A 26,548-nucleotide genomic window follows, 5' to 3' on the forward strand; every position below is an offset into this window, starting at 1 on the left:
GGGGTCTCCGTTGGCGGAGGGATTTTGCCATATGCCGGAACTGTATGCCGGAAATCGGGGCCCGCGTTGCGGGCCACCCCCCTCTAACGATTGAACCGCTCCGCCAGGCTATGCAGGTACTCCGCCATCCGCTCCAGATCCTGGCTGATCTCAGCCCCCTGCTTCGCCTGCCCGGCGCTTTCGTCGCACAGGTGGGCAATGCGCACGATCTGCTGGTTGATATCCTCCGCCACATGGCTCTGCTGCTCGGACGCGGTCGCCATCTGCTGGCTCATGCCGGTAATGCGGCTCACCGCCTGGACGATGCCGGTCAGTGCCGACTGCACCGCCTCGACGCTGTGCACGCTATCGCGAGAAATCTGCTCGCCGCGGCTGGCGCTGCTCACCGCGCGCTCGGCACCGGCACGCAGCGAGGCAATGATCTGGTGGATTTCCTCGGTGGAGGTGCGGGTGCGCTGGGCCAGCGAACGCACCTCGTCAGCCACCACCGCAAAGCCCCTGCCCTGTTCCCCGGCACGCGCCGCTTCGATTGCGGCATTGAGCGCCAGCAGATTGGTCTGCTCGGCAATCGAGGTGATCACATCCACCACACTGCCGATCGACTGGGTCTGCTCGGCCAGGGCATTGACTGCCTGGCCGATGTCGTTCACCGCCTCGCTCATGCTGCCCATGGCGCGCAGGCTCTGCTGGGCCAGGTCACTGCCCTGCTGCGCCAGCTGGTCGGCATCGCCGGCCGCGTGGGCGGTACTCTGCACGTTATGGGTGACCTGCTGGATGGTCGCCGCCATCTGCGCGATAGCGGTCGCCGACTGGTCGGTTTCGCTGCGCTGTCGGTCGAGCATCTGCGCCTGGGCATCGGACAGTTCCGCTGACTGCGCGGCCCGTGACTTGACCCCGACGCCAGCGTCCACCAGCCGCGTGAGCGCAGTCTGCAGACGCGCCTCTTCGCTGATGATCGCCAGGTCGAGCTGACCGCGCAGGCCCGGGTTGTCACTGTAGGTCAGGGCGACCAGCGGACTGGTGAAAGCCTTGGGATGCTCGGCCAGGGTACGGCGAATGGCCTGGTTCTGCCGGTGTTCGATCAGATACCAGGCACTGAACAGGCTGACCATCAGCAGGCCCAGCGCCGCATAGGGCGGTAGCCACAGGTAGCCTGTCGCCGCAATCAGCCCGGCACCCACCAGTGGCCAGCCAGTCCCCAGGCCATGCGCCAGCCGCGCCGCCCAGGGCACCGGCGAGCGTTCGGCCCGCAGGCGTGCGTACAACGCTTCGGCACGACGAATCTGTTCGCGGGTCGGCACCGAGCGCACCGACTCGTAGCCACTGATGCGACCGTTCTCGTAGACCGCCGTGACATAGGCGCTGACCCAGTAGAAGTCGCCGTTCTTGGCGCGGTTCTTCACCACGCCCATCCACGGCTTGCCTTGCTTGATGGTTTCCCACATATGGCCGAACACCGACGGCGGCATGTCGGGGTGGCGCACCAGGTTGTGCGGCTGCCCCACCAACTCGTCGTAGGTGAATCCGCTGATCGCCACGAACGCGTCGTTGCAGTAAGTGATCCGGCTGTTCAGGTCGGTGGTGGAAATCAACCGCTGCTCGCTGGAGAACGTTCTTTCATGCTCGGTTACGGGCAGATTCGTGCGCATCTCGGGCGGTCCTTGCTTGTGTAGATGAGAGGGAAATTTCATCAAAGCAAGTAAAGGTTTAGCAGAGCTTTTTCACGTGCGGGATCAGCATTTGCAAGAAAAGTTCCCGACCTGACGGAATGTATTTTCGGCAACGCCGATCAGCCCACATTCAACTGCGACTTGAGCAGGTCGCGGAAGGTCTGGATCAACGGTTCGCGGCTGCGCCCACGGCGGATGATCAAAGAGAATGGCGCCTGATAGCCGAAGGTAGACGGCGACAACACCCGCAGATCACCTTTGTCGGCCCAGGCCTGGGCATAGTGCTCGGGCAGGTAACCGATGTAGGCACCGGACAGGATCAGGATCAACTGCGCCTCCATGCTTTCCACGGTCGCCGCGCTGTGCTTGAAACCGTGCCGGGCCAGTTCCGCCTGGCTCCAGTAACCCCGGCCGACCATGCGTTGCTGAGTGATGACCTGCGCCGGAATGCGCCGCTCGCTGAACAGCGGGTGGCGGCTGCTGCAGTACAGCCAGTGCTGCTCGCGGTACAACGGCTGGTACACCAGGCCGCTCATGCGCGAAGAGAAGGCGCCGATGGCCAGGTCCAGGCGGTTGTCCTGCACACCCAGCTGCAGCTCGTAAGGGCTGGACACCGACAGGTGCAAGTGCACGGCCGGGTGCTCCTGGCTGTAGGCGCCGATCGCCTCGGCCAAGGGCAGCGCGCGATCGCCAACGGTGGAGTCGATCACTCCCAGGTTGAGGGTGCCGCGCAGCTCACCCTTGAGCGCCGCGGCGTATTGCTCGAAACCGTCGAGCTCGCCCAGCAGGCGCAAGGTCTCCTGGTGGAATAGCTCGCCCTTGCTGGTCAGGCTGAAACCACCACGCCCACGGTGGCACAGCACCAGGCCCAGGGCGCTTTCCAGCTGGCTCATGTAGGTGCTGATGGCCGACGTCGAAAGGTTGAGGTCGCGCTGGGCATTGGCGAAACCCTGGTGGCGCACCACGCTGGCAAAGATGCGCAACAGTTTCAGGTCGGGCAGCGATGAGGCCATGGCGCACGGGTTCCGTCGAGTGGAAATGCGCCAGAGTCTACCGCGCCTGCGCGTCGATAGTTCAGAAATTCCTGAAGTAAGTATTTGTCGGTAGCGATTCTTCCCGCGCACTACCTTGCGCAGACTTGGCCGAAATGTCCCTGGTCGCCGGCGCCTTCGCGCTTGCCGAGCGTGCCGCGACACAGGTTCGAACAAACAGAACAATCGACCGACTGATGAGGCCCACCGTGGACAAGATTCTCCACCAACCACTGGGCGGCAACGAAATGCCGCGTTTCGGCGGCATCGCCACCATGCTCCGTCTTCCTCACCTGCAAAGCGCCGAAGGCCTGGACGCCGCCTTCATCGGCGTGCCACTGGATATCGGCACCTCGCTGCGCTCCGGCACCCGCTTCGGCCCGCGGCAGATCCGCGCCGAATCGGTGATGATCCGCCCGTATAACATGGCCACCGGCGCCGCCCCGTTCGACTCGCTGTCGGTCGCCGACATCGGTGACGTGGCGATCAACACCTTCAACCTGCTCGACGCCGTGCGCATCATCGAAGAAGCCTACGACGAAATCCTCGAACACAACGTCATCCCCATGACCCTGGGTGGCGACCACACCATCACCCTGCCGATCCTGCGCGCCCTGCATAAAAAGCACGGCAAGATCGGCCTGGTACACATCGACGCCCACGCCGACGTCAACGATCATATGTTCGGCGAGAAGATCGCCCACGGCACCACCTTCCGCCGCGCCGTCGAGGAAGGCCTGCTGGACTGCGACCGCGTGGTGCAGATCGGCCTGCGCGCCCAGGGCTATACCGCCGACGACTTCAACTGGAGCCGCCGCCAGGGCTTCCGCGTGGTGCAGGCCGAAGAGTGCTGGCACAAATCGCTGGAGCCGCTGATGGCCGAAGTGCGCGAGAAGGTCGGCGGTGGCCCGGTGTACCTGTCGTTCGACATCGACGGCATCGACCCGGCCTGGGCGCCAGGCACCGGCACCCCGGAAATTGGCGGCCTGACCACCATCCAGGCGATGGAAATCATCCGCGGTTGCCACGGCCTGGACCTGATCGGCTGCGACCTGGTCGAGGTCTCGCCACCGTACGACACCACCGGCAACACCTCGCTGCTGGGCGCCAACCTGTTGTTCGAAATGCTCTGCGTGCTTCCCGGCGTGGTGCGTCGCTGATCACCTGAAACACCTGCAATACCCAGGCAGGAGCCGTGGGTCAGGGCCATAGAGGCCCGCCAACACTCGATGAGGAGCGCCGGACGCGATGAGAGCGTCCGAGCGATCGATCTCGCATAATAAAGATAATCGGAGACACCCATGGCCTTGGACATCATTGTTGTACTGATCTACGCCGCTGGCATGCTCGGGCTTGGCTGGTACGGCATGCGGCGGGCGAAAACCCACGAAGACTACCTGGTCGCCGGACGCAATCTCGGCCCGACCCTCTACATGGGCACCATGGCCACCACCGTCCTCGGTGGTGCATCCACCGTCGGCACCGTGCGCCTGGGCTATGTCCACGGCATTTCCGGTTTCTGGCTGTGCGCGGCCCTGGGCCTGGGCATCATCGCCCTGAACCTGTTCCTCGCCAAACCGCTACTGCGCCTGCGCATCTTCACCGTGACCCAGGTCCTGGAGCGCCGCTACAACCCGATGGCGCGCCAGGCCAGTGCAGTGATCATGCTGGCCTACGCGCTGATGATCGGCGTGGTCTCCACGCTGGCCATGGGCACCGTGCTGCAAGTGCTGCTCGATGTGCCGTTCTGGATGGCCTTGCTGTTCGGCGGTGGCGTGGTGGTGGTCTACTCGACCATCGGCGGCATGTGGTCGCTGACCCTCACCGACATCGTGCAGTTCGTCATCAAGACCGTGGGCCTGATGTTCATCCTCCTGCCGGTGTGCCTGTACAAGGCCGGTGGCTGGGATGCACTGGTGGCCAAGCTGCCGGCGGCGAGCTTCCAGCTCACCACCATCGGCTGGGATACCATCATCACCTACTTCCTGATCTACTTCTTCGGCATCCTGATCGGCCAGGACATCTGGCAGCGTGTGTTCACCGCACGTGACGAGAAGGTCTGCCAGCGCGCCGGCACCGCCGCAGGCGTGTACTGCGTGATCTACGGCCTGGCCTGCGCGCTGATCGGCATGGCCGCCCATGTGCTGATGCCTGACCTGGCCAACCCGAACAACGCCTTCGCCGAGATGATCAAGACCACCCTGCCCGACGGCATCCGTGGCCTGCTGATGGCGGCGGCACTGGCGGCGATGATGTCGACCGCAAGCGCCGGCCTGCTGGCGGCGTCCACCACCCTGACCGAAGACCTGCTGCCCAAGCTGCGTGGCGGCAAGCGCTCGAGCCTGGGCGTGAACCGCCTGTTCACCCTGCTCACTGGCGTGGCAGTGCTGGTGATCGCCCTGGCGGTGAACGACGTGATCAGCGCCCTGACCCTGGCCTACAACCTGCTGGTCGGCGGTATGCTGATCCCGCTGATCGGGGCGATCTTCTGGAAACGCGCCACCACCCCGGGTGCAATCGCCAGCATGTCGCTGGGCTTTGCCACCGCGCTGTTCTTCATGTTCAAGGACGGCCTGGATGCCAACTCGCCGATCTACTACAGCCTGGCGGTGGGACTGGTGAGCTTCATCGTGGTCAGCCTGATGTCGCGTAAACCGACGGCTGCGGTGAACCTGGCCTGATTCCAGGGCAGAAAATCTCCGGACCAGCCCGCCCCTACCCTGTGGAAGCAGCTGTCTTGTTCAAAATCTAAAGGTCAGCCCAATCCCTGTGGGAGCGGGCTGGTCCCGCGATCACCGGCGAAGCCGGTGCCATGCACTACGAAAGCCACACCACAGATCCCCCTTGCAAAAACGCAAAAGGCCGCCGCATCCCCCAAGGATGCAGCGGCCTTTTTCCTGCGCTAATCAGCGCCGACGCGGCTGGCGCTTGCGCTGTTCTTCGTCGGTGGGGATCGGTACCGGTTGCAATGGCGGTGGTACCAGGCCAAGGGCGACGGCAAGGTCGTGGAGCCAGTTGTACATGCGCTTGTTCATAGTGCCCCCTTCACGGGTCAGCCTTGCGGCAAATCAGTCCTGCGATGCTTCATACAGATCATAGTCCCATGTTCTGTATATCGCCTGCGTCTAACCTTACAGATATGGGCGATTTTGCCGCAGATCAAGCGGAAACGCCGTACTCCGACAGCCGGTTTACTGTTTCACCTTGTTGCAGGTCGATCCAGGCCTGCAAATTCGCCCCGCACATGCCCTGGCGCCACATCAACCAGGTCTCGGCATGATCGAACGGCGCCTGCAGCGGATGCGCGCTGACCCGCTCGCGCCCCGGCAGGCTGTCGAGCATCGAACGCGACATCATCGCCACCCCGGCACCGGCGATCACACACGCCAGCATGCCCTGGTACGACTCGATCTCCATCACCCGCCCCATGGGCGTGTGGTCGTGCGCGTACCAAGCCTCCAGACGCATGCGGTAGGCACACCCCTGACGGAACGTGAATACCGAACGCCCGGCCACATCACGCGCGCTATGCACAGGCGGGTGCTCGGGGCTGGTGATCAGCACCAGTTGCTCCTCGCACAAGGGCACGCCATCGAGCCCGGCCAGCCCCGGCGGGCCATCCACCAGGGCGGCGTCCAGGCGGCGCTCGAGCAGGCCCTGCAACAGCTCGCCGCTGGGCGCGGCCTGCACCTGCAGGTTCACTGCCGGATAGGCCTGATGGTAGCGCGCAAGCAACGCCGGAAGCTGGATGGCCGCGGTGCTGTACATGGTCCCGATGATGAAGTCCCCAGCTGGCTGACCGCCCTGCACCGCCGCCATGGCTTCATCGCGCAGTACCGAAAGCCTGTGCGCATAGTCCAGCAACACCTTGCCGGCCGGCGACAGTTGCAAGCGCTGACGCTCGCGCAGGAACAACTCCACGCCCAGCTGCTCCTCGAGCTGACGCAGGCGCGTCGACAGGTTCGACGGCACCCGGTGCAGGCGCTCGGCGGCGCGAGTCACTGAACCCTCCTCGGCGACGGCCTGGAAGATTCGCAATTGGCTGAAGTCCACGACATTCTCCAAAACAGAACAACTTGATCATCATTATTCAATTTTATTGAAAGTCAAGAACCCCTACCCTGCCATCCATCGCTTACCACTGCGCAGGAGTCTTCCCATGTCGCCCTTACTGCAACTCATGGCCAGTGCTGTCGCACTGATGATGGCCATGGGCATCGGCCGCTTCGCCCTGACCCCGCAGATGCCCCGCCTGATTGCCGAGGGCCAGTTCGACCTGACCGCAGGCGGCCTGGTGGCCGCTGCCAACTATCTCGGCTATTTCATCGGCGCCGTGGACGGTATGTTCGCCCGCCACCCGCACCAAGTACGCCTGCGCCTGCATGCCGGGCTGTGGCTGTGCGTGCTGCTGACCCTGGCCTCCTGGGCTGCCAACGGATTCTGGAGCCACCTGCTGCTGCGCTTCGGCACCGGTGTGGCAAGCGCCTGGGCATTGGTGATGCTGACCAGCCTCAGCCAGCACGTGGCCAGCAGCCATGGTCGGGCGCGACTCGGCGCATTGGTGTTTGCAGGCCCAGGCGTGGGGATCGCCATCACCGGTTTCCTCGCGCTCGGTGCGCACCTGCTCAGCCTCGATTCGGCGGCGCTGTGGTTGGTGTACTCGGTGGCCGCGCTGGTGATGCTGCTGGCTGTGCTGCCGTGGCTGCCGCGCGCCCATCTGCTGACGCCCGCGCCCAGCACCGCAGCAGCGCAGGCTCATCCACGCCAGCGCGGCATCGCCCGTCTGGCGGTGGTCTATGCGTTGTACGGCATAGGCTACATCCTGCCCGCCACCTTCCTCTCGCAGATGGCCAGCCAGCAATTCCAGGGGCAGTGGCTTGCCGACCTGTTCTGGCCCGGCTTCGGCCTTGCCGCAGCGCTTGGCGTGGTGATCGTCAGCCTGCGCGGCCCGGGTCGCACCAGCGTCTGGCTGACCGCCACACTCTGGCTGCAAGCCTTGGGCGTGCTGGCCTGCCTGCTGGGCGGCGGTATCGGACTGGGGCTCGGGGTACTGCTGTGCGGTGCGCCGTTCCTGGCCTGCATGCAGTTGGTGATGCAGCGTTCGCGAGAGCTCGCGCCCCACGCCACACAACGCAACGCCGGCCTGCTGACCGCCTGCTTCGCCCTCGGCCAACTCAGCGGACCCTTGCTGGCCGCGCTGAGCAACCACTTCAGCGGCGGGCTGCAACCCGCACTGTTGCTGGCGGCTGCGGGGCTGGGGGTCGCCGGGTTGCTGGTGGCGACAAGCAGATCGGATCAACGCGCCGCCGAGCAACTGGCGACCAGCGTGTAGGAACAACTGTCTTGCTCAAAATCTAAAGACCAGCCCAATCCCTGTGGGAGCGGGCTTGCCCGCGAACACGGGCGTAGCCCGTGCCAGGCAGCGCGATATCTTCTTCGCGGGCAAGCCCGCTCCTACAGGGTCGAGGCGGTTTCGTAGCCGGGCTGTGGCCTCAATGCACCGAGTTACGCCCAACCTCCAGGTCGTTCAGCAACGCCTTGGCCATCGCGCTCAGGTAGTGCAGCGCGGTGATGCTCACCGGGTCCACCTGTTCCTGCTCGCTCAACTCCCGGACACAGCCAAGGATCACCGACACTTCTTCCAGCACCCGCTCGAAAGGAATGCCAGGCTGTACGCGGTACATGTCCAGGAAAGTCGCCACACCAGCGGTGGTGTAGCCATTGGATAAGTCAGTCATGGTCACGTCTCCTCACTGTGGTGTGGGGAACGTGCGTAAGGCGGGGTGGATCGGGGACGAGCTTTTTCATGGGGTCAAATCTCACGTCTGGTCAGAGATATCACCACCCCACTCTTTCTCACGGAGTTAGGGTGGCAACCGTGCACGGAGTGAGAAACCGAGGACGTGAGAGCCCGGCCGGGCCGAAGCCCGTCCGCACACGGCTGCCATAAAGAAGTGCCGCTGCCACGTCGTCGGGTTTCTCACGCCCGGTCGCCAAATGACGACCCGGCGAAGTTATCCCTGACGCATTTCCACGACAATTAAGACGCTTCCGCAAGCCGCGTAGGATAGATCCTAACGACTCAAAACCTGACACCGGCGCCCGAGAATTAGGAAAAATCAGACACGCTACAGCCCGCCTTACCCCACCACCCGGCGCAACTGCCGCCGCACCCAAGGCTCGGCACTCACCAGCACCACACCACCGAGCACCATCACCGCCCCCACCACGAAGTTCACGCTCAGCGGCTCATCCAGCAACAGCACCCCGAACGTCACCCCGAACAACGGCGTGATGAACGAAAACACCGCCAGGTTCGACGCCAGGTACTGGCGCAGCAACCAGAACCAGGTCAGGTAACTGAAGAACGACACCACCAACCCCTGGAACAGCACGCTGCCCAATGCCAACGGCGTGAACGACACCGCACCGATCTGCCCGCTGAACAACGCCATCAGCAGCAAGCCGACGAAGCCCACCATCAGCTGGTAGAACAGCGTCAAGGTCGCCGGCGCCTCCGACAACCGCGAAGCCCGCACCACCACCGTGGTCGCACCCCACATCAGCCCCGCCAGCACCGCCATGGCATCGCCGAGCAGCACCCGCCCATCGAGTTGATCCAGCGACAGCCCGCCCGCAAAGGCCAGGGCGATCCCGGCAAACGCCAGCGCAATCCCCAGCCACTGCAACAAACGCAGGCGCTCGCTGGGCAACATGAAGTGCAGCCCCAGCGCGGTGAACACTGGGGCCGTATAGAGAAATACCGACATATGCGCCGCCGAGGTCAGCTTCAGCCCCTCGGCGATGAACAGAAACTCCAGCCCGAACAACGCCCCGGCCAGCAAACCCGCGCGCCAGGTGCTGCCCAACTGCGCCCAGCCGCCTCGCCAGCACATCAGCAGCCCGACCAGCACCGCAGCGACACCGGAGCGAAACGCCGCCTGCATCACCGGCGCGATATCCACGGCAGCCCATTTGATCATCACCTGCTGGGAGCCCCAGATCAGGCACAACCCCAGCATCACCTGCAGGGCAAAGGCGTCAGTGTTCTTGCGGGCCGCGCTCATGGGCGGGCCTCGTAGCGGGTCAGGGGCATGGGCAACGCTCGGCAGTCAGAAAATGGATCCATTACCGATTATCGGTGCGCCCGCCCCGCCGATACCAGCCTAAATCGCACCTGGTGTGATCTGCGGCTTGCTTGAGACCTGATCGAAGGTGGACTCATCCAGCGCATCTGCTTGCTGATCCAGCTTCAAGCGTGGGCTGTCCGCTCCTGGAATCGCGCTGTCGATGAGGCTGAGCAGGCGCGAGCCGCGCTCGGTGAGCACGAAGTTTTCACCGTTGCCGCCATCCTCTTCAGGCCGGCTTTCGATGAATCCGCGCTGGAACAGCAGCTTTTCGTATTCACAGGCGCGGGTTTTCAGCTGATCCAGATCGCCCACCGGCTGGCCTTTGGCGGCCATCGCCGCAGCATGCTGCTCGGCGTAGGGGCGTGGCGTGAAGCTTTGACCTGCGCCGTTCTGCACCTCGTGCAGCAAGCGTTCGATCAGGTCCCAGTCGTAGGTGCTCATGGCAGTGGCCTCTTGCTGTGGACGGTGGTTACACAGCATGGGACCGGAGGCGTTGGAGGTCCGTTCAAATCATTGACAGTACACGGTTGGAACCGGCTCGGGGCCTGCGAACAGGTATCTACGGCACTTCAAACCTGCTCACGGGTTACAGCTCCCCCGAACTCGAGACAAGTCTTGTCTCCAGAAACCTCAAAACAAATCAACGCGGCTCATCTGAGCTGTGCAGAATAGCCGACAGCTGCGCCAGCCGCGACAAAGCACGGCCATAACCCGTTAGCAGTTGCTTTTGCACCGAGTTAGTCCGAAATCTCGTCCACAAATGGCTCAACTGCGACCTGTTAATTCCAGATGGAATATCTGGGCCAGAGTTTATATGAATAACCGCTACATTCTTCTGATGGAAACTCTGAATCACTTCCGCAATAGGACCATCCTGAGTCTGCAACATATGATGGAAGTTTATTTTCTTCCCATCTGTCCCATATGGCGCCAACCCATTCTCCACAAGCTGTTTATTGATTAATCCAGTTTGCGAATCAACCCTACCTGGGTCAATCAAGTCATTCCGCTGATAAACCTTATTCCTGTTGTACTGGATTGGCTCTTGAGACCAATATTTTCTCGGCTGCCTAAAGTAAGTGCCGGCCTCTTTTTCAAGGCTTGCAGTTGCTTTTGCACCAATCTGGCAGCAAATTAAAGGATCACAGCTACGTTTTACGCAATGTCCACCACCGACAGTTCAAATCAGGTTCAAATGTAACCACAGCTTCTGAAATTGAATCACAGATATCAAAGACAACACGGACTCCCGCCTCCGAACTATCTCGCACGACTTCGATAGACTTCACGTTTTCTGAAGAAATGATAGCTAGCTCCTGCTTGGCGAGTTTCAATACAACCTGAAACGACTCCATAACCGCGCTAAAAGAAAAATCTAATTCAAGATCGCTATTTTTGGATTCCACTTTATAACGACATAAAGCCAGACTTTGGTCGACCTCAATAGGTTCGATACCAAACTCCTCCAAAAAATCATCCTCGCTAGGAAATCTCATTACTGCATCCTCAGTGAAGTGGTATGAGCGTGCTCAGTTTACGAGTTCCATCATCGAGAACCTGGAACGTGCTCTGGAAGTTAGCAGCCTTGCCCGACGGCCCCACGAATAACGACTCTTTAACCTCGAATTTTCCGTACTGGTTTGAGAACGTGTTTATCACATTACCTTCGGTTTTAGCCGAAAGCGCCAAGTGATCCGTTAACATCTGGCGACCAGCAGCATTGTCAGGAACACCAAGCCTCTTCATTTCCAGCGCAAGCTGATTCGAACGTGGAGCGTTATGGGAGTTACTGGCTACTCTGCCAAAAAGGTAATCAAACTTACCAGGCGCAATTTCGATACCTTTTGCCCCACCCCCCGCCTTCCCAGCCGCAATCTCCCGCTCCGCCGCCGCCAACCCCGCAAGGTTCCCACCTTCCTTGGGCACCAACGCCGACTCGCTATAGAAATACAGCTTTCCATCCGGCGCGACAAACTCAAAATTGCCCGTGCGCAGGTTCACTACCGCCGTATACCCCTCCGGCGCCACCACGTTCGCACCAACCCCTGAACCATCGCGGTAATACGACGGCAACCCCGGCACCTGCCTGCCCGTCGCACCGCCCACCGCTTCGGCAATGGCCTCGCGCTCGGCCACCGTCTTGCTCACCTGCCCCAGCTTCCCGGCCTTGCCGACCGGTACCAGGTTCATCACGAACTTGGTCTGCCACTCCGCTTCCACCCGCGCCGCAGCCGTAGGATTGCCCTGCAGCCGATACAGGGTCGCCTCGGCGCGCATGTCCTGCCACTCCTGCACCACCGTTTCAGGGTGACTCAAGGAGTTGATCACCTGGTGAGACACCTGCGAGGCGGTGTTCTGGGTATCGGTCAGCAACCCCTTGCCCAGGCCATACAAGCCTTTGAGCATGTTGCCCAGCGCCGAACCTGCACCCTCCACCGAACCCAGCGTTTCTGCCGTGGGATCGTACTTGCCGAAGTTCAGGTTATTGGCGTAGTACGCGGCGTACTCGGGGTCAGCCCCAGGGCGCAAGAACTCGCGATTTTTGGTGGAATCATTGAACTCGGCGCTATGCGTGCTCGCATAGTCCTTGAGCAACGCCACGGTCTGCTGCGCGGTGTACTGCTTGCCCGCCTCCGCCACAACAGGCACGTCACCATTGGCGCGACTCACGTCGAGGCTGTCCGCCATTGGCGCCAGCGCCTGGCCGAGGTGCGCCAGGGTGCTGGCGTCGATGCTCCTGCCATTGGCGGTAATCACCTGCCGCCACTCGTTGTCGGTGTAGTAGGCCAAGGCTTCGGCCATGCGCCGCTCCGCCTCGGCGGGGCTGATACCTAGCTCCTGGGCGAGTGCAGGTGCCTGCTTCTTGATCTGGACTACTTCTTTGGGATGCGCCTGCCGGTTGTAGCGGTCGGCCATCTGGGCGATCCAAGCACCTTTCTCGACGTCGCCGTTGACCAGCCCCGCCGCAGCGAGGCCGGTGAGTTGCGAGAAGGTATCGCGCAGCGCAGGCTGCTTCTTGTAGAGCTCCTCCAGCGCCCCCGCCATAGCGGCGTTGGCCCCGGCAGCCGTCGCTCCGCTGGCGAAGTCGCCGCCGGAGGCCACAGAAACAGCGCCCCCTGCCAACGCGTGCAAGGCTACACGGCCTGCGCCACCTTCCTGCCACAACGCGATAGCGGCGGCATCGCTGCGGCTTTCTGCGTCGGCCAGGTTCTTCGTTGCGAGGTTGCCGATGGCATTGAAGGCGGAAGCGGCGACGACGTTGGACGCCTGTGACACCAACGCGTTAAGCAGGTTGTCGCTCAGGCTCCCACCGTTCACCACGGTCTTGATCGCACCCGAGGTCACACCGATCGCACCGGCCCGCAGGCCGAAGCCGCCTATGCCTTCGAGCTTGCTCAGGTCAAAGCCATAAGTACGGCTGAAGCCTGCATTGTCGCCGCTGAACTTGGGATCGATGTAGCCAGCGGTGGCGCCGGTCACCAGGCCGGAGATCACCGCGCCCTTCAGGCTATCGCTGCTGAAGGTATCCTTGACCACCAACCCCAGGTTGCCGCGGTTGTTGATGGCGCTGATCGCCGCATTGCTGGTCAAGCCGGTCAGCCCGGCCGTCACCGCCGCATTGGCCCAACCAATCCCGCTCAGGGCAGCGCCGGTACCTGCTGCCCAGGCGCCACCTGCAGTGGTCGCAGTAGCGGCAGTGGTTGCTGCTGCCGAAGCACCTGCGGTAGTCGCGCCGCTGGCGACCAGGCCACTGGCCACACCCGCCGTCAGGTAGCTGACGATGATGGCGATCACCATCTGCGCTGCCACGCCCATGCCGGAATGGCTGTATTTGAAGGAGTCGTGCACCTCCTTGACCTGACGCCAGTCGACGTCGCCGCGTGCCTCGGCCTCCTTGAGCCAGGCCAATTGCGGATCAGCCACGACCATCGCATCGATGATCTGGCTCACGCTCTGCCGGTCGACCTGCTTGATGTCGATCTGCAGCCCATCGGCAGCCTTGATAAGCACCTCGCCCTGGGCCAGCAACTGGCTCTGGCGCAACGTCTCATCGGTATTGCCCTTGCCCTTGGCACTGTTCCACGCCAGGCTCGATTTGCTCTTCTCGTGACTCTCCTGATGAAGGTCCTTCACACCCTCGAACGTGATCGTCCCACCACTGGCCAGGGTAAGGTCTTCACCACTCTCAAGCTTCGCCGCCTGATAGCGCTGGTCGCCGCCGCTCGCCAGCGTGACAGCGCCTGCCGCCGAGACTTCGCTGCCAACATGTCGCACATCGGTGACTTCGTCGCGCTTGGTCTTCTTGCTGCCAAAGCTGCCTTTGCTCTTCTTGTCGTACAGGGAGTAGTCGCTGTCCGCCTCGGCGAGCAACGACAGTTGCTCCTTGGCATACAAATACGCCTCGTCCCCGGCACTCACGCGGCTGGAAATCAGCGCCAGGTCCTTGCCGGCGGTCAGCGCAACATCGCCACCAGCTTTGACCAAGGTGCCGACCTGGCTGACGTGGTCTTCCTGGCGGGTGACTTTCTTGGTCTTGCTGTAGAAGTTCGACTCGTTGGCCGCCGAGGCCAGGGTCAGGTTCTCCAGTGCATCGACCGCAACATTGCGCCCGGCCTCCAGGGTGCTGGCGATGGCGGTGAAATCGCGACCGGCACTCAAGGCCAGGTCGCCGCCTGCGGTCACCTGCGAGCCGTATTGCTGCGTGGTCTGCGTGCGGTAGTTGGAGCCTATCTGCGTGCTGTCGACCTGCTGCGCCGAGGTGATCAGCAGATCGCGCCCAGTGCGGATATCCAGGTCGGCTCCAGCACTCAATACACCGCCGCTGTTGATCAGGTCGCGACCAGCATGAATCGACAGGTCATTGGCTGCCTCGATACGCGCGGCACTGTCGACGAAGTCAGCACGCTTGCTATACGCACCTGCACCGCTGGCATGGCTGCTGACGCTGCGCTCGTTGACCACATCGCCGCTGAGGCTGGTGAGGTTGACGTCGCGGCCGCTGATCAGGCCGCCGGCACCATTGACGATGCGGTTGCCAGCCAGCAGGTCCAGACGGCTACCGGCTTCGATCAGGCCGCTGTTGTCGAGGTCGCGGCCAGCACTGGCGGAGAGGTTGTTGCTGGCCCGCAAGGTGCCGCTGTTGTCCAGGTTCTGGCCGGCGACCAGGGTCAGGTCGTTGCCGGCGATCAGGGCGCCGTTGGGCGCCAGACGGTTGTTGGCGTGGGCCAGGTACAGCACCGGCACCAGCACCTGCTCGCCCATCACCTCGTGCTGTTCGAGCCAGACGATGTCGTGGGTCAGGGCGGCGACCTGCTCGGCGCTGAGGCTGACGCCGACCTGGAGGTCGAGCTGGTTCTTGCTCGTCAGAGCGTTGTCCATCAGGTGGCGGTACAGGGCCTCGCCGTCGGCCTGGCCATCGATGAATTGCTGACCGGTGCGGGCGACCACCGCCTGCTGGATCAGACGCTGCTCGTAGAAGCCGTCGCCCAGGCGCTTCCAGCTCTGGTCAGGGTCGTAGCCGAGGTTGCCAAGCAGATAGTCCGAGCTCATGAACTGCTTGAGGTCGGTGAGTACCGGATTGGTCTCGATCAGGTACTTGTGCGGCTGCGGGGTGCCTGTATTGGCCGGAACCCCCTGTACCCGCAGGATGCTCTGCGCCGCGGGCAGTGTCATGGCGGTGGAGACGGTGCTGGCGACGGTCGGGAGGGCCTGCTGGAGCGTCGGCGCGGCCACCGACGTCATTGCCGGGAGGCTGGTGTCGCGCGCAAGGATGGTCTCGGTGGAGGGCTGTGCAAGCGTGATTGGCGTGCTCGGCCCAGGCTGTGCAGTGGACCAGTGCAACCCGTCGGCGGCCCCTCCTACCTGGCTCGACGTGCCTTGGCTGGCGGCCACTTCGCCGCTGCGGCTGGGCAATGTACCCGGCCCCTGGGCCTGATCGATGGCGGCCACGCGCACGTTGGTGGCGGCCGGGTCCAGACCTGCGGCCTGACGCTGATGCGCCTGCAGGGCGCGGTCGCTGCCAGCGACGGCGGCCAGCTCGGCGAGGTCGACGCTGCGGCCCTGCACAAGCGGCGTGGGCTGCTGGCGCTGTTGCAGGTCGATGCTCGCGCTGCCCAGTTGCCACTGGGTCGGGACGCTGGACGTAGCGCTGGCCTTGGCCTGGTTGGCAGCCTGGGCGCTGAGGCGGAACAAGCCGTTCTGACCGGTGGGCAGGCTGAAGCCGGGCAGGGTCAGCGGGTTGACCTGCTGTTGGGCGAGGTCAGGCGGCAGTTGCTGATGAATCGTGACGATGGTCGGCTGGGCCCCGCCGGAGACCGTAGTGTCCGAAGACCGCTGGCTGATGGATGACGCGGTGTTCTGCACCACGATGTTGCTGATGTCGTTGCTGGCGGTCAGCCTTGCCTTGCCACCGGCCTGGATGATCGCAGGGGCCACGGGGGCGCCACCCTCGACCTTGATCTTGTCATCGATCCCGATGAACACACCCGGGTCGAACTTGTCGACCAAGGCCTTGAAAGCCACCGGATCGAACGGCCCAGATTGCGGATGGGCCTGGTCGTAGGCGGCCACCGCATCGATCATTTCGTAGAAGTAACGACCGGAGATCTTCACGTCCTTGCCGATCTGATGGCGGTCAGTCCCCGAAGCCGAACCGCCGGCCACGTTGGAGATATTGGCGCTGTCGATGGCCAGGTCGTTGACGGCGGAGATCAGGCTGAATTCGTTGTTCAGTGCAGTGCTGGCAATCGTCAGGTTACGGCCAGCCATCAGCATTGCCATGGGCGAATCTTCATGCACAACGGTGGAAACCGTCTGCGAGATGAACGCCGGCCCACGCACCCACTTGCCGCCAGGGCGACCGCAATGCTGGACGCAGTAGATGCTGATCGAACCGCTGGTCACCTGCGTGTCCGAACGGAATTTTTCACGCTTGTTGATCACGCTGGCGGCCTGCAGGTCGATATCACCCGCCGCTTCGATACTGGCAGAACTGTTGAGCACGCTGTTTGCCCGCGTTCCGCCCGTCACGCCGCCGACCAGCAAATTGCCGAGGCTGTAGACATCGGCGTATTCGTTGCTGAAAGCGCCCACCTGAAGCCTCATGTTCTGGCCACTGAACATGAAACCACGGCTGCCATCGGCAGCCTGGACGTTGCGCAGGTCCTGGCTGACGACCGTCAAGTCCTGCGAGGCGGCCAGGGTTCCGACGTTGGTCATGCTCCCAGCCAGCATTTCGAAGTTGCGTGCCGAGGTCAGGCGGCCCTGGTTCGACACTTGACCGGCTACTGCGATACGCGTGTTGTCGCCCCCGGCGATACTGCCGGTGACGCCAAGCTCTAGCTGCCCGGCATCGATGCCCAGTTGGCCAAGGCTGGCGGTGCGACCATTGCCGGCATAGCGCCCGCCAAGGTGCAGGTCGAGGCTGCCATCACTGATGATCCGGCCGTCGTTGAGCCAATTGCCGCCACTTCCCGACAGCCGCTGGGTCGCCAGCAACTGCCCGGAGGCTGTCTGGGTAAGCTCGCCGACGTTGAGCGTCAGCCGCGCGGCCTGCAGCACACTGCTGTTGGTCCAGCTGGCCGCCTCCAGGGTCAGGCCGCCAAGGGTGGCAATGTCACCGCCGGCATTGCTGAGGTTGGCCATGCCGATCTGCAGGTCGCCACTGCCACCGTGCAGCAGGCGGCCCTGCTGGTTGAGGAAGGTGCCGGCCTGCAGGTTGAAGTCCTGGCTGCCGATTTCAAGGGCGCCAGTGCGGTTGTCGAGCAGCCCGGTAACCTGCAGGCGGCTCTGGGCGCCGCCAAGGCTGCGCAATTGGCCGCCCTGGTTGTCGAGGGTGGCAGCGACCAGGCCCAGGCGGCTGTCACTTTCGATGATTCCTGCGCGGTTGTACAAAGCACCGCCAAGGGTCAAGTCCAGCGCTTGACCGGCGAGCTTGCCACCGGCGCTGTTGTCCAGCGCAGTCGCCTCGAGGGTGACCTGGCCCTGGCCGTAGAGCCCGCCATTACGGTTGTCCAACTGTTGAGTTCGGATAACCAGAGGCCCTGCCTGCGCCGCCAGACGACCGCCCTGGTTGTTCAGGCCGCCGAGGGCAACGAGGTTGAGCTGGCTGGCCTGCAGCGTGCCGCCTTGGTCGTTGCGCAACAGGCCGGCGACCTGCGCCTGCAGCAGCCCGTGAAGGCTGGCCAGCACACCGCCGCGGTTGTCCGTGCTGCTGGCCGACAGCGCCAGCGGGCCCTGCTGGGCGATCAGTTTGCCGCGCTGGTTGTCCAGCACTTGCTGCAGGCGCACATCGAGCGCCTGGCCGGCCTGTACCGCACCGCCCTGGTTGGTCAGGCTGGCGGCTTGCAGGCTGACGCTGGCGTCACGGCTGGAGATCAGGCCGTCCTGGTCGTTGGCCAGGGTGTCGACGAGCGTCACGGCTACCGCGCCGTTGGCGGCCAGCGTGCCCTGGGCAGAGTTGTCCAGACGGCTGCCTGCCAACTGCAGGGTGCCCTGGCTGGCCAGTTGACCACCCTGGTTGAGCAGCGTCGCGTTGCCCAACACCTGCAAGGTGCTGGTCGCGAGCAACTGGCCCTGGGCGTTGTTCAGCAGACTGGCCAGGTCCAGGCTGAGCAAGCCCTGGCTGATGACGTTGGCGCTGCGGTTGTCGAGGCTGGCGGCCTGGATGAACAGGTCGCCACCGGCATCGATGCGGCCCTGACGGTTGTCCAGGGCGCCGAGCAGGTGCAGGCGCTGGGATCCGCCGCTGGCCAGGTAGCCGCTACGGTTGTCCAGCGCAGCCGCGTTCAGGCGCAGCGCGCCCTGGCTGACCAGGGCGCCACCGCTGCTGTTGTCGAGGTTGGAAGTGACGCTCAGGTCCAGGTCGCCGGCGCGACTGGAGAGCGTGCCCTGGTTGCGGTTGTCCAGGCTGTCGGCACTGACCGACAGGCCCTGCCAGCCGGAAACCAGACCGCCCTGGTTGCTCAACACGCCGCTGCCGACACCCAGGCGCTGGGCCGAAATCAACCGGCCGCCGTCGTTGTTCAGGGTCCGTGCTGCCAGGTCGAAGCCCAGGTCGCTGGCGATCTCGCCACGCTGATTATCCAGGTCGCGCAGGTTGGCCAGGGTCAGGGCACCCTTGGCGCGAATCAGTCCATCGCGGTTGTTCAGGCCGCCGCCATCCAGGCCCAGCAGCAGGGCCAAGGTGCTGTCGCCGAGCAGGCGTCCGCCCTGCTGGCTGAACTGGCGTGCCTTGATCTGCAGCGCCGCGCCAGCGGAAAGTTCGCCCCCGTCGTTGTTGATGTCGGTGGCTGTCAGATCCAGACCTGCCTGGCTGTTGATCAAGCCTTTGTTGCCGTTGTCGAGTTGGCCGGTCACGAGGGTCAGTCGTTCGCTGGCAAGCAACTGACCGCCTTGGTTGGCCAGGCTCGCGCTGTTCAGCACGAGTGCGCGACCGGCATTGAGCAGCCCGCCACCCTGGTTGGCCAACTGACCGGCAACGTCCAGTTGCAGATCGCCGCGGCTGGTCAGCAAGCCCGCGCCGTTGTCCAGGCTGGCGGCGCTGACCGAGAGGCTGGCGGCGGCGATCTGGCCCTTGAGGTTGGCCAGGCTGCGCGCGACGATCAGGTTCAGGCCTTGGTTGCCGAGCAGGCGACCGTTGCCGTTGTCCAGTTCGGCGGCCGCCAGGGTGAAGGCGTTGGCACTGGAAATTTCACCGCCACGATTGTCGACCCGGCCAAGGCGCGTAAGCAGCAGTTGACCTGGGGTATTGATCAGCCCGCCCTGGTTGTCGAGGGTACCGCCGGCCAGATCGATTGCCACGCCGCTGGCGCTATAAAGCGTGCCGCCATGCTGGCGCAGGCTGCCGAGGTTGGCCTGCAAGGCCTGCTGACTGGTGATGCGTCCGCCACTGTTATCGAGCTGGGTAGCCTCGATGCGCAGGCGATCGGCACTGCTCAGGCGGGCGCCGGAAAGGTTGTCGACGCTGGCGGCGCTGATACTCAGCAGGCCCTTGGCGCTGACCGTACCAGCGTCGCGGTTATCCAGGTGCGCCGCTCTCAGTTCCAGGCCCGCGTCGCCCAGGATCTGCCCCCCGGCGTTGCCCAGCGTGCCCTGGCTGCGCAACAGCAGGTCGCTGGCACCGGACAGCACGCCGTGATCGTTGTCGATGCTTGCGGCGCTGACGCTCAGCGCGCCGTCGCTGTCCAGACGCCCATTCTGGTTGAGCAGGCCGTCGTCCAGCTCGACACTCAGGTCGGCGCCGCTGCGCAGTGTACCGCCGGCGTTTTCCAGCCGCGTGCCGGTGAGGGTCAGCGGCCCCACGCTGGACACCAGCCCCATGGCGTTGAGCAGAGTGTGCTGCTCGATGACCAGCGCGCCCTTGGCCAGGATCAAGCCAGCGCCGTTATCCAAGCGCTGCCCGCTCAGGCGCACTTCGCCCTGCCCGGAGACTTCGCCAGCGCGGTTGTCGAAGGCAGCGCTGTGCACGGTCAACAGGCTCTTGGCGGCGAGCAGGCCTTTGTCACGGTTATCGAGGGTGTCGGCCTGCAGGTTCAGCGTAGTGTCGCTGGCAATCTGGCCAGCCTGATTGTCCAGGCTGCCCAGGCGCGCTTGCAGACCCGATCTGGCAGACAACTGGCCTTTGCCGTTGAACACGCTGCCGGCCACCAGTAACAGCTTGCCGTCAGCCTGTAATGTGCCCGCTGCGTTGCCCAGCAGGCCGTCGACCTGCACCTGGAGATCGCCGCGGCTGCTGATCAGACCGGCGCCGTTGTCCAGGCCGGCAGCCTGCAACTGCAGGCTGCGCGCACTGACCAGGCCGCGCAGGTTGTCCATTTGCCGAGCGATGCGCAAAGTCAGGCTGGCGCCGGAGAGCAGCTTGCCACCGGTGTTGTCCAGACCGTCCGCGGCCAGCTCGAAGCCGACCAGACTGGAGATCTCGCCATCGCGGTTGTCGACCTTACCAAGGTTGTGCAGCAACAGGCTGCCCGGGCCGCGGATAAGCCCGGCACTGTTATCCAGCACACCGCCGTTGAGGTCCAGGTTCAGGCCATCGAGGCTGAACAGTTCACCGCCGTGCTGATCGAGACCGCTGACGCTGGCCTGGACCTGACGTCCGGCCAAGGTGCCGGCCTGGTTGCCGACCTGACCGGCGCGCACTTGCAGCAGTTGCCCACTGCTGATCAGGCCGCCCTGGCCGTTGCTCAAAGCACCGCTGCTCAGGTGATTGTCACCCTCGGCGGTGATGCGGCCGTGGTCACGGTTGTCGAGGCTGGCGCTGGCCAGTGTCAGCGCCGCGTCGGTCTCGATGGTGCCGCCGCGGTTGTCCAGCGCCTGGATGCCCGTCAGGGACAATTCACCATGGCTGGAAAGCTGGCCTGTCTGGTTGAGCAGTTGCCCGCCTTCCAGGATCAGGCGGCCAGCGCTGTCCAGGCGTCCGCCGCGGTTGTCCAGCAGCGCCTCGGCCAGTGGCACGCCGCCGTTGTCGAGCACCAGGTGCAGAGCCTGCCCGGCAGCGATCGAACCGCCCTGGTTGTCCACCCGCGCAGCACGCAATTCGACCTGCTGGGCGAATACCAGCGCCGTATTGCGGTTGAGCAGGCGTTCGACGGTCAGGGCCAGACGCGTGCCGGCGATCAGCTTGCCACCGTCGCTGTTGTCCAGCTGTGTGCCGCCCAGAGTAGCCTGCGCCAGGCTGCTGAGCTGGCCACCACGGTTGTCGAGCATACCGACCTGCAGGTCGAGACCCGTGTTGCCGGCGATCAGGCCACCGCTTCGATTATCGGCATTATCGCCGTGCAGGGTGAGCCGACCTTCGGCGATCAACTCGCCACCCTGCTGCTGCAAGGTGCCAACACTGGCGTCGAGATTACCGCGAGTGGCAATACGACCCTTGCTGTTGTCGACCTGGGCCAGGCGCAGATCAAGTGGCCCGCTGGCGCTGAGCAGGCCTTCGCGGTTGTCCAGCGTGGAACCTTGGTAATCCAGGCGGTCCTTGCTGCGCGTCACCCCCTGGCGGTTATCGAAGCGGTCGACCAGCAGTTGCAACAGGCTGTCGGCATGCAGCAGGCCAGCCTGATTATCGACGCTGTTCGCCTGCAGGCTGAGCAGTTGCTTGCCGGAGACGACGCCGCCACGGTTGTCCAGACGGCCCAGGGCCAGGTCGATCAGGCCACGGGCACGCAGTTCGCCAGCTTGGTTGTCGAACAGGCCGGTGCTGCGTACGTGCAGACTGCCGTCGCTGACCAGGCTGCCCTGGGCGCTGTTGTCCAGGCCCGCGCTCTCGACCTGCAAGGCGTTGCCGGCAGCCAGGGTACCGCCGCGGTTGTCCAGAGCGTCGCTCAGGGTCAGGGTCGTGCTGTCGTCGCCCAGTACGGCGCCGTCCTGGTTGTCCAGGCTGGCAGCGCGAACATGGGTCTGGCCGCTGCTGGACAGCTCGCCGCCGCGATTGTCTACCTCGGCAGCCACCTGCAGGTCCAGGCGTTGCCCGGCGCCGAGAGTGCCGTGCTGGTTATCCAGCGTGCCGGCCACCACCTGAAGCTGGTCGGCCTGTACCAGGCCCTGGGTATTGCGCAACTGTTGCGCCACACGGATGAGCAGTGCGTCATCGCTGATCAGTTGGCCGCCACCGTTGTCCAGACGCTGGGCGACCAGCTCGAAACTGCGCGCGCTGGAGATCTCACCTGCGCGGTTGTCGACCTCGCCGAGCTGGCGCAACAGCAGTTGGCCGGCGGTGTGGATGAGGCCCTGACGGTTGTCGAGCCGCGCGCCGCGCATGTCGATGGTCAGGGCGGTGTCGCTGAGCAACTGTCCGCCGCCTCGCTGGTCGAGCCCGATGAGTTCGGCCAGCAGTGCACCCTGACTTGTGACACGACCGCCGTTGCGGTTATCCAGATTGACGCCGATGAGGCTGAGGGTCGCGCCACTGGTAACGCGACCGGCCTGGGCGTTGCTCAGTTCAGCCAGTTCCAGGCGCAACGGGCCCTTGCCTTCGAACAGGCCACTGGCACTGTTGTCCAGGCGCTGGCCAAGCAGCTCGATGCCGGCCTCGGCGCTGACCATGCCGCCCCGGTTGTCCACCTGACCGAGCACCAGGGTCAGGGCATTGCCACTGAGCAGACGCCCAGCGCGGTTGTCCAGGTACTCGCCGCTCAGGCTCAGCCCGGCCTTGCCCAGCAATCGTCCCTGGGCCTGGTTGTCGAGGCTGCCGGCGCTCAATTGCAACTGAGCGCCAGCGGCGAGCAGGCCGCCACGGTTGAGCAACCCGGCAGCGATACGGGCGCGCAGGCCCGCATCACTGGTCAGTTGCCCGGCGCTGTTGTCGAGGCTGCCGGCGTCGAGCGTCAGCGGCCCGCCGGCCTGCAACGTGCCGTTCTGGTTGTCCAGGTGCGTCGTCAATTGCAACTCGGCATCCTGCTCGACCTGCAACAGGCCCTGGCGGTTGTCCAGTTGGCCAAGTCGCGCATTCAGGTGCGCAGCACGCACTTCGCCCTGGCGGTTGTCGAGGCTTTCAGCCTGCAGGTCCAGGCGCTGAGTGGCGGCGAGCACTCCGGCGTTGTTGATCAGTGCCGTGCTGTGCAGATCGATGAGCGGTGCAGCCAGACGCCCGCCGACGCTGTTGTCCAGGGCGCGAGCGATGCGCAAGGTGAGTGCTTGCTCGGAGAGCAGTTTGCCGCCCCGGTTGTCGAGGTTGTCAGCCAGCAGTTCGAAGGCCCGCGCAGAGGAGACCTCGCCGCCGCGGTTGTCGACCTGAGCCAGTTGTCGAAGCAGCAACTGGCCAGGTGCATTGATCAGGCCGCCCTGGTTGTCGAGCAGACCGCCGCGCAGGTTCAGCAGCAGATCGGCGCCACTGAACACTTGCCCGGCGTTGTGCATTTGCGTGGCGCTGACCTGCAACCTCTGACCAGCATGCAGGCGCGCGGCAGTGCCGTTGTCCAGGCGTGCGGCATTCAAGCTCAGATGATCGGCGGCGTACAGTTGCCCACCGGTGTTGTCGAGGTCACCGCTGTCGATATTTGCCGACTGACCGGCGATCACGGCGCCACTGCGGTTGTCCAGCACAGCGGCGCTGGTCAGGGTCAGTCCCGCATCGGTCTGCACGCGACCGGCGCGGTTGTCGAGGCGGCCGAGGTGGGCATTGAGGGTCTGCCCGCCGAGGTTGCCGCGCTGGTTGTCGAGCGCGCCCTGAACGCTCAGGGTGAGCCCTTGACGGGCCTGCACACGGCCATCGAGGTTGAGCACGTCACCGGCGCTCAGGTCCAACTGCTCGGCACTGATCAAGGCGCGACTGTTATCGAGTACGGCGGCGATACGCAGGATCAGCGCACCATTGGACGACAGGCTGCCATCCTGGTTGTCGAGGCTGTCGGCGGCGAAGGTGAAACCGCTGCTGGCATGCATCTCGCCGTGACGGTTGTCCACGCTCGCCAGATTGCGCAACACCAACGCACCTGCACTGTGCAGGCGCCCGCCAGCGTTGTTCCAATGACCATGCAGCAGATCGAGGGTGAGTGCCTGATCGGCGTCCAGGCGCCCACCTTCACTGTTGTCCAGGCTGGCGCTGCTCAGGCTCAGGCTCTGCTGGCTGGTCATGCGCGCGCCACGGTTGTCCAGCGCGAGCGCCTGAACGTCGGCGGCCAGGACCGCGCTGGTCAGCCCGCCACGGTTGTCGAACCGGCCCTTGACCTGTGCAGCCAGGGTGCCACGCGCCTGCAAGGTACCCTGGCCATTGAGCAGTTCGGCGGCACTGAGCGCCAGCCCTTGTGCCGCGATCAGCCCTGCACCGTTGTTCAACTGCTCGACAATCGCCAGTTGCAGGTCGGCGCCGCTCAGCAACTTGCCACCGCGGTTATCCAGCTGGCGCGTGGCAAGCTGGTAGCCCTGAGCCGAGGAGATCTCGCCGGCGCGGTTGCCGACGCTGCCCAAGCCCAGCAGCCGCAGCGCACCAGGGCTGCTGATCAAGCCGCCGTCACTGTTCTCCAGGTGCCCGCCGCGCAGGTCCAGGCTCAACGCCTGGTCGGCGTGCAATTGGCCGCCGCCGCGCTGGTCGAGGCTGCCGGCCTGGACATCGAGCTGGCCGGTGCTGGCGATGCGTCCACCGTCACGGTTGCCGAGGCTGCCCGCCTGGAGGTGCAGCTCACGGTCGGCGGCCAGGGTACCGGCGCGGTTATCCAGTGTGCTGCTGGCGGTCACGGCCAGTTCACGGCCGGCACTGATACGCCCGCTGTCATTGTCCACCTGCTGCGCGGCAATGGCCTGGCGCTCGCCAGCGGCGAGCTGCCCGGCGCGGTTGCTGACCCGGGTTGCGGTGATCTGCTGGGCACGCGTGGCAACGACCTGCCCGCCCTGATCGTTGATCAGGCTGGCAGCCTGCACAGTCTGGTCGCGGCCTGCCAGAACGCGGCCCTGGGCGCTGTTGTCCAGCACACCGACGTGGCTGCGCAGGTCTTGGGCGGCGCTCAGCGTGCCGTCGCGGTTGTCCAGCGAGCCACGAATGTCGGCGCTCAGGTCACGGCTGGCAACGATGCTTTTGCCGGTATTGACCAGCGCACCAGCGGCCAGGTCGATATCGCCTTGGGTATTGCGGCTGCCGTCGGTGTTGACCCCGCTCTCGATCACGCCCAGGTTGCTCAGGGTGCCGGCAGCCTGGACCTGCAGCTTGGCGCCTGCGGTCAGCGCCTGACGATTGACCACTTCGGCACTGCTGAGCACTTCGACGCGCGACGCGCCATGAACCGGCCCCTGGAGATCGACACCTGCCGCCCGCACCACCACCGCGCTGCTGGCGCTGGCCTGGTTCAGGGTGAGCTGCCCGTTGACATCGAGCTGGATGTCGCCGCCGCTGGCGGCCATCTGGCCATCGAGCTTGACCCCTACACCGGCTTCGGTGCCCACCAGCTTGATGGCCCCGGCATACATGCCGCCCAGGGCAGAGCTGTCGATGGCCAATGTCGGCTTGGCGCTACCCTCTCCGGCTCGAGCCGTCGCCGCGAGCGTCCGGGCATCGACATCGTTGCGTCCGGCGACGATATCCAGGCGCCTGGCCTGCAGCCCGGCATTGATCTGCGCACTGCGGGTGATGATCTCGAAGCGGTCGACGTTGCTGGCATTGAGCCCGGCACCTTCGATCGCCACGCTGCCCTGCTCCACCTGGTAGCGGGTCAATTGACCGTTGTCGATCACCGGCGTACCCGTAGTCAAGGTCACCTGGGGCGTGTTGATAAAGCCGCAGCCATTACAGGTGATGCCATGCGGGTTGGCGACGATGACATGGGCCGACTGCCCCGCCACCTCCGTATAGCCGCGTAGCTGGCTGGAGTTGGCGCCGTTGACTTCGTTGAGGATGATGCTTGCCGCCGTGCCCTGCAGGTTGGGGTTGCCGACGATGATGCCGCCCAGTTGCGTCTGCTGCGTACGGCTGGTGGCGTTGTTGAGGATCAGCCCCTGCTGGCCGACGTTGTAATCGCTGAACTGGTTATGCGAGAGGCCACTGCCGTTGGGCGCGGCAATATTGACGATCGGCACGCCGTTGCCCGCCTGACCGACACTGGTGTTGCCGCCGCTGACCATCACTCCTTCGGCAGCCTGCGCCCACAGTGGCTGCCAGAACATGACGTTGGCCAACAGGAAGGCCAGCGCGCGCTTGGACACACCGCAGAATTGCAGGCGGGGTTGCAGGCGCGCCGAAGGCTGGCGAACCAGGAAGGTGAAAAGGCGAACGTCCATGTGTTCTCTCGGG

At 64.3% G+C, this 26,548-nt stretch carries 12 protein-coding genes; 3 read left to right on the forward strand and 9 right to left on the reverse strand.

From position 1 onward, the window contains the following. Positions 1 to 83: 83 nt before the first annotated feature. Together HU748_RS17210 and HU748_RS17215 are read right to left on the reverse strand one after the other, a co-directional pair. Positions 84 to 1,649 carry a PAS domain-containing methyl-accepting chemotaxis protein gene (locus tag HU748_RS17210; RefSeq protein WP_186721210.1) on the reverse strand — a complete coding sequence of 522 codons (1,566 nt, stop codon included), beginning with the start codon at positions 1,647 to 1,649 and terminating at the stop codon, positions 84 to 86. Between the two features lie 140 nt (positions 1,650 to 1,789). Then, on the reverse strand, positions 1,790 to 2,683 hold the full coding sequence (locus tag HU748_RS17215) for a LysR family transcriptional regulator (protein ID WP_186666854.1): 894 nt from the start codon (positions 2,681 to 2,683) through the stop codon (positions 1,790 to 1,792). A 227-nt stretch (positions 2,684 to 2,910) separates the two neighbouring features. On the opposite strand from HU748_RS17215, the gene speB reads away from it, so the two are divergent. Both speB and HU748_RS17225 read left to right on the forward strand, forming a co-directional pair. Continuing rightward, positions 2,911 to 3,861, forward strand: coding sequence for an agmatinase (gene speB, locus HU748_RS17220; protein WP_063543768.1), 951 nt, complete (start codon positions 2,911 to 2,913; stop codon positions 3,859 to 3,861). Positions 3,862 to 4,002: 141 nt separating this feature from the next. Then, positions 4,003 to 5,382: a sodium:solute symporter gene (locus HU748_RS17225; protein WP_151924196.1), complete on the forward strand. Its 1,380-nt coding sequence runs from the start codon at positions 4,003 to 4,005 to the stop codon at positions 5,380 to 5,382. A gap of 225 nt (positions 5,383 to 5,607) precedes the next feature. Here the strand turns inward: HU748_RS17225 and HU748_RS26635 are convergent, their stop codons facing one another. Both HU748_RS26635 and HU748_RS17230 read right to left on the reverse strand, forming a co-directional pair. Continuing rightward, on the reverse strand, positions 5,608 to 5,736 hold the full coding sequence (locus tag HU748_RS26635; protein ID WP_256093825.1) for a PA1414 family protein: 129 nt from the start codon (positions 5,734 to 5,736) through the stop codon (positions 5,608 to 5,610). A gap of 124 nt (positions 5,737 to 5,860) precedes the next feature. Continuing rightward, entirely contained in the window at positions 5,861 to 6,754 is an 894-nt protein-coding gene (locus HU748_RS17230; protein WP_186721211.1) for a LysR substrate-binding domain-containing protein, read from the reverse strand. Between the two features lie 106 nt (positions 6,755 to 6,860). Here HU748_RS17230 and HU748_RS17235 point away from each other — a divergent pair, with 106 nt between their 5' ends. Further along, the gene (locus HU748_RS17235) at positions 6,861 to 8,033 is read left to right on the forward strand and encodes a YbfB/YjiJ family MFS transporter (protein ID WP_186721212.1); all 1,173 of its coding nucleotides are present in this window, start codon (positions 6,861 to 6,863) and stop codon (positions 8,031 to 8,033) included. A gap of 160 nt (positions 8,034 to 8,193) precedes the next feature. Here HU748_RS17235 and HU748_RS17240 read toward each other — a convergent pair whose 3' ends face one another. The 5 genes from HU748_RS17240 to HU748_RS17265 form a co-directional block, all read right to left on the reverse strand. Next, positions 8,194 to 8,439, reverse strand: a complete 246-nt coding sequence (locus tag HU748_RS17240) for a DUF3077 domain-containing protein (protein WP_125930463.1) — start codon at positions 8,437 to 8,439, stop codon at positions 8,194 to 8,196. A 402-nt stretch (positions 8,440 to 8,841) separates the two neighbouring features. Further along, positions 8,842 to 9,768 carry a DMT family transporter gene (locus HU748_RS17245; protein WP_186721213.1) on the reverse strand — a complete coding sequence of 309 codons (927 nt, stop codon included), beginning with the start codon at positions 9,766 to 9,768 and terminating at the stop codon, positions 8,842 to 8,844. A gap of 99 nt (positions 9,769 to 9,867) precedes the next feature. Next, a complete protein-coding gene (locus HU748_RS17250; protein ID WP_054893282.1) occupies positions 9,868 to 10,272 on the reverse strand; it encodes a hypothetical protein in 405 nt (134 codons plus the stop codon). Between the two features lie 707 nt (positions 10,273 to 10,979). Then, on the reverse strand, positions 10,980 to 11,327 hold the full coding sequence (locus tag HU748_RS17260) for a hypothetical protein (protein WP_186721214.1): 348 nt from the start codon (positions 11,325 to 11,327) through the stop codon (positions 10,980 to 10,982). A 10-nt stretch (positions 11,328 to 11,337) separates the two neighbouring features. Then, on the reverse strand, positions 11,338 to 26,535 hold the full coding sequence (locus HU748_RS17265; protein ID WP_186721215.1) for a filamentous hemagglutinin N-terminal domain-containing protein: 15,198 nt from the start codon (positions 26,533 to 26,535) through the stop codon (positions 11,338 to 11,340). Positions 26,536 to 26,548 lie beyond the last annotated feature (13 nt).

It is taken from the genome of Pseudomonas sp. RW3S2 (genome assembly GCF_014268955.1).
In the GTDB taxonomy this organism is placed as follows: domain Bacteria; phylum Pseudomonadota; class Gammaproteobacteria; order Pseudomonadales; family Pseudomonadaceae; genus Aquipseudomonas; species Aquipseudomonas wayambapalatensis.